This window comes from Campylobacteraceae bacterium, assembly GCA_013215945.1.
GTDB lineage: Bacteria > Campylobacterota > Campylobacteria > Campylobacterales > Arcobacteraceae > NORP36.
Genome location: JABSOM010000026.1, coordinates 1 through 3,587, shown reverse-complemented (window position 1 = coordinate 3,587; position 3,587 = coordinate 1). Strand labels below are relative to the sequence as shown.

The window sequence follows — 3,587 nt, the reverse complement described above, 5'->3', positions numbered from 1 at the left end:
GGACAAGAGATTTATCAAGCAGTAAAAGATGTTTCAACTAATGATGATGTATCTATTTTAGAATTTGCTTCACAAGTAAATAAATATGCAACAGATAGAAAAGTACTTGTAGAATTAGCAGCTAATAAAGATTCACAAAAGAAATTAAAAGGTGAAGAAGGTGCTAAAGGTAGTCAAGAAGAGATACAATCTTTAAGTAATAAATTATCAAAAAAAGATGGACTAGATGAAAATACTAATGTATCATTATATGATGGAAAAGAAACACCTGATAATAATGAAGTAAACTCTCAAAATGATTTTAATAAAGAATTATCTAATGCAGGATACGAAGATAAGTCAAACTCTATAATTATAAATGTAGATAAAACAGATATGACAAATTCATCAGAAGTAATAAAATCAACACTACATGAACAAGATAGACATACACAAGCAAAAAACAATAAGAGCTATTCTCTTAATACAGAAACAAATCTTTCAAAAGCGAGAGGTGAAAGAGGTTCTAGTGTATGGAATGATTATAGTGATTTAAATGGAGTTTCTACAAGATCAAATATAACACAAAAGAAATGGAATAATACAAATAAAAATTCAGCTACAATTTTATCAGGAAATGAAAAAGTTAATAAGATTAATTCCTCAGATGTTAAACCTAATTCTTCTTTTATGTATGCCTTAACAAAACCAGAAGATCATAAAAAGATAAATAAAGCTAATCTTGAAGTTGCCAAAGTAGTTGATGATAATGTAATTGGTATTCAAGATTCACTAAAAGTAGTAAAATCTATACTTGATGCTGATTTAGAAGGAGTTATTGTAGCTGGTACTGGATTAGCTTTATCTAAAGTTCCTGGTTCAAAGGTTATAGTAAAACAAGTAAAAAAGATTATTAAAAAAGCTGAGTCTGGTAATCCTAAGAAAAGTAATGCTCCGAATAAAAAACTAAATAAAAGAACAGACCAAAAAGAGTTTGAAGAAAAAAAAGTACCTGTAACAAAAGAAGAAGCATTTGATATATCTTATTCTAAACAAAAAGAAAAAGGTTCTTCAAACTCTAAATCAAAAAGAGATGCATTAATTGAAGTAGAGAGTTTTCAAGGCCAGATTTATAAAGAACAAGTAAAAAAAGGAGATGAGTTTGTGGTAAATCATACAGGAGGAAGAGGAGCTACTGGTACTTATGTTATAGATAAAAAAGATGCAAATAAAACTCCTATGCAATTACAAAGAGAACTTGCTCTACCTAATACAAATAAAGCAAATACTCAAACAGTTATACAAGTAAAAGAAGATCATACAATTTTATCTGGAATAGCAGCAGATAAATCACATACAGATTGGGCAACAAAAAATGCTACTGGTGGTGGAAAACAAAAAGTCATCAATCCAGATAAAACAAATATTAATGATATATTCCCAAAGGATAAATAGTGAGACAAGAAGAGCTTAAAAATACAATACAAAATAAACTAAAAGTTGTATGTCGACAATATGAATTTGAAGAAGAAAACCATCCATATACAGCAAAATTAAAAAAAAGAGCAGAAGAGTTATTTTCTAATGATAGTTCTTTATATTCTGAAGCTAGAAGACAGATAGAAGGATTAATTTGTAATTCTAGAGCCTGGGATCACCTAGATTCTGGACCTTATAAAGATAGGTCAGATGAATTTATTGATAATTATAAAAATCTGGATGAATTTTTTGAATTTACTGAAACTATTCTTGATGATATAGATGAATATATTAAAATGGAAGAAAAAAATGCGAGAGTGTAAAGCTTAAAAATAAAAGATTTATCAGATAGAATATCTAGTAAATTAATTTTAAGGATTTACATTATGGCAATATTAAATTTAAAATTTAGGGTCAGGACACGACTCACTACTTTTTAAATGGACAAACATCAACTATTGAAAAACTAGCTATTACAGATACCCCTCAAAATCACAAGAATACACAAAAATAAAGATTATTCAAGTGGTACTTTTAGCTTATATTTAGGAGTTAGAAACATTAAATAAACAAGATTTATCAAAAGCTTATGCCTTGCCTCCTTCAGCAAGTAAAACATATACAACAGATTATAATGGAAAAAATGATAAAAAAGTTTTTATAGCACAAAGAGGCAAAAATGAGTTTGGTTCTGGTGGAAAAACTCAAATTGTTGTAATAGACAATATTACAAAAAAAGATTTTAATGAGACAACACAAAGATTAACAAAGAACTAAAATGAAATTATTAGTAAATTGTACTGTATTTGAGGATGATAATTGTTTGCAATACTCTTTGGGTAAACAGTGTGAAGTAGATGTTATAGTTGAACTTGAAGATAGAATAATAATATATTATCTTGATAGAAGAGAAGAAGATAATAAGCAACCTATTTATTGTTATTCTAAAAAAGATGCTTCACTTCTTTGGAGAGTAGAATCTTTGAAAATTTTTAAAGAAGAAAAACTAGATGAAACAGATCAAGTATATTTACGTGGTTCTTATAAAAAAGATGTTACTAATGGAAAAAAAATACACTTTACAGACCCAGAATATGATGGAAGATATCCTGATGAAGATTGGGATACAATAGAAAAATATACTTCTTTAGTAAAATGTATGCTTATTTATAATAATAAAGGTGAATTGACAGAACAAATTGGAGATGAGTATATTATGCTTACTCATTTTACTCAAGAAGAAAAAGATACTCTTATAAATGGATATGAAAAAAGTATGGCTATACATTATCATAAAATAAATGAGCCTTATATCAAATATAAGTATTTAATACTGTGTAGTGCCAGTTCAAAATATATAAACTTTTCTTTAGACCCTGAAAATGGAAAACTTACAAAAATTATTGAAGGAAAGGAGTGGTAACTTAAGCAAAAATTAAATGCAAATGAATTAACTATCACAACAATAGTAGATGAAAAAGCATTTAATGTAGGAACTTCAAAAAATTTTAGTAAAGAAAATAGTAAAACTCATATAGCTTCAAATATAGATGCTACAAATCTTACAATTAATACAAAAGGTGCTACAACTATTAAAGGAAGTAAAATAAATGCTTCAAATGATTTAAAAGTAAATGCAGATTCAATTAATATTCTTTCAGTAGCAAATGAGAACTATAAACAAACAAAATCTTCTTCAAAAAGTTTATTTAGTAAAAGTTCAAAAACAACAACAGATTATTCATTAACAAATGAAGGCTCAAAACTAAACTCAGGCGGAAAAATATCTTTAAATGCAAAAAAAGATATAACTCTTGTATCTTCAGATTTAAAAGGTAATGCAGGAGTTAGTGCTAAAAGTACTGATGGAAGTGTAAATGTATTAGCATTAGAAGATATATTAATACATGATGTTAAAAAAGAGAAATCAGGATTTTCATTAAAAATCTCAAAAGATGGATTAAGTTTATTTAAAAAAACCAAAGATACTTTAAGAGACGAAGATTATAAATCACAAGGATCACTTTTAAGCTCAGGTAAAAGTTTAGAAATCCAAGCCAAAAAAGATGTATATTTAGAGAATGTAGATATGTTAGCTAAAGATGATATAGAGCTAGAAGGAAATAATG

5 protein-coding genes and 1 pseudogene are annotated in these 3,587 nt (G+C 27.0%); 5 read left to right on the top strand and 1 reads right to left on the bottom strand.

The window, feature by feature from the left end; translation table 11 throughout:
* From HRT41_16060 to HRT41_16040, 5 genes and pseudogenes are all read left to right on the top strand, one after another.
* The coding region (locus tag HRT41_16060) for a hypothetical protein (protein ID NQY25534.1) at positions 1-1,434 on the top strand (1,434 nt) is incomplete at its 5' end.
* Positions 1,434-1,781, top strand: coding sequence for a hypothetical protein (locus HRT41_16055; GenBank protein NQY25533.1), 348 nt, complete (start codon positions 1,434-1,436; stop codon positions 1,779-1,781). The genes HRT41_16060 and HRT41_16055, both read left to right, overlap by 1 nt.
* 271 nt (positions 1,782-2,052) lie before the next feature.
* Positions 2,053-2,235: a hypothetical protein gene (locus HRT41_16050; protein ID NQY25532.1), complete on the top strand. Its 183-nt coding sequence runs from the start codon at positions 2,053-2,055 to the stop codon at positions 2,233-2,235.
* A gap of 1 nt (position 2,236) precedes the next feature.
* Positions 2,237-2,881, top strand: coding sequence for a hypothetical protein (locus HRT41_16045; protein ID NQY25531.1), 645 nt, complete (start codon positions 2,237-2,239; stop codon positions 2,879-2,881).
* Positions 2,882-2,914: 33 nt separating this feature from the next.
* Positions 2,915-3,163, top strand: a pseudogene (locus tag HRT41_16040) (hemagglutinin repeat-containing protein).
* A gap of 32 nt (positions 3,164-3,195) precedes the next feature.
* Here HRT41_16040 and HRT41_16035 read toward each other — a convergent pair.
* Positions 3,196-3,441, bottom strand: a complete 246-nt coding sequence (locus HRT41_16035; GenBank protein ID NQY25530.1) for a hypothetical protein — start codon at positions 3,439-3,441, stop codon at positions 3,196-3,198.
* Positions 3,442-3,587 lie beyond the last annotated feature (146 nt).

Bases quoted from the DNA above. Each gene is read 5' to 3' on its own strand.
- HRT41_16045 (NQY25531.1), top strand. From the start codon at position 2,237: ATGAAATTATTAGTAAATTGTACTGTATTTGAGGATGATAATTGTTTG.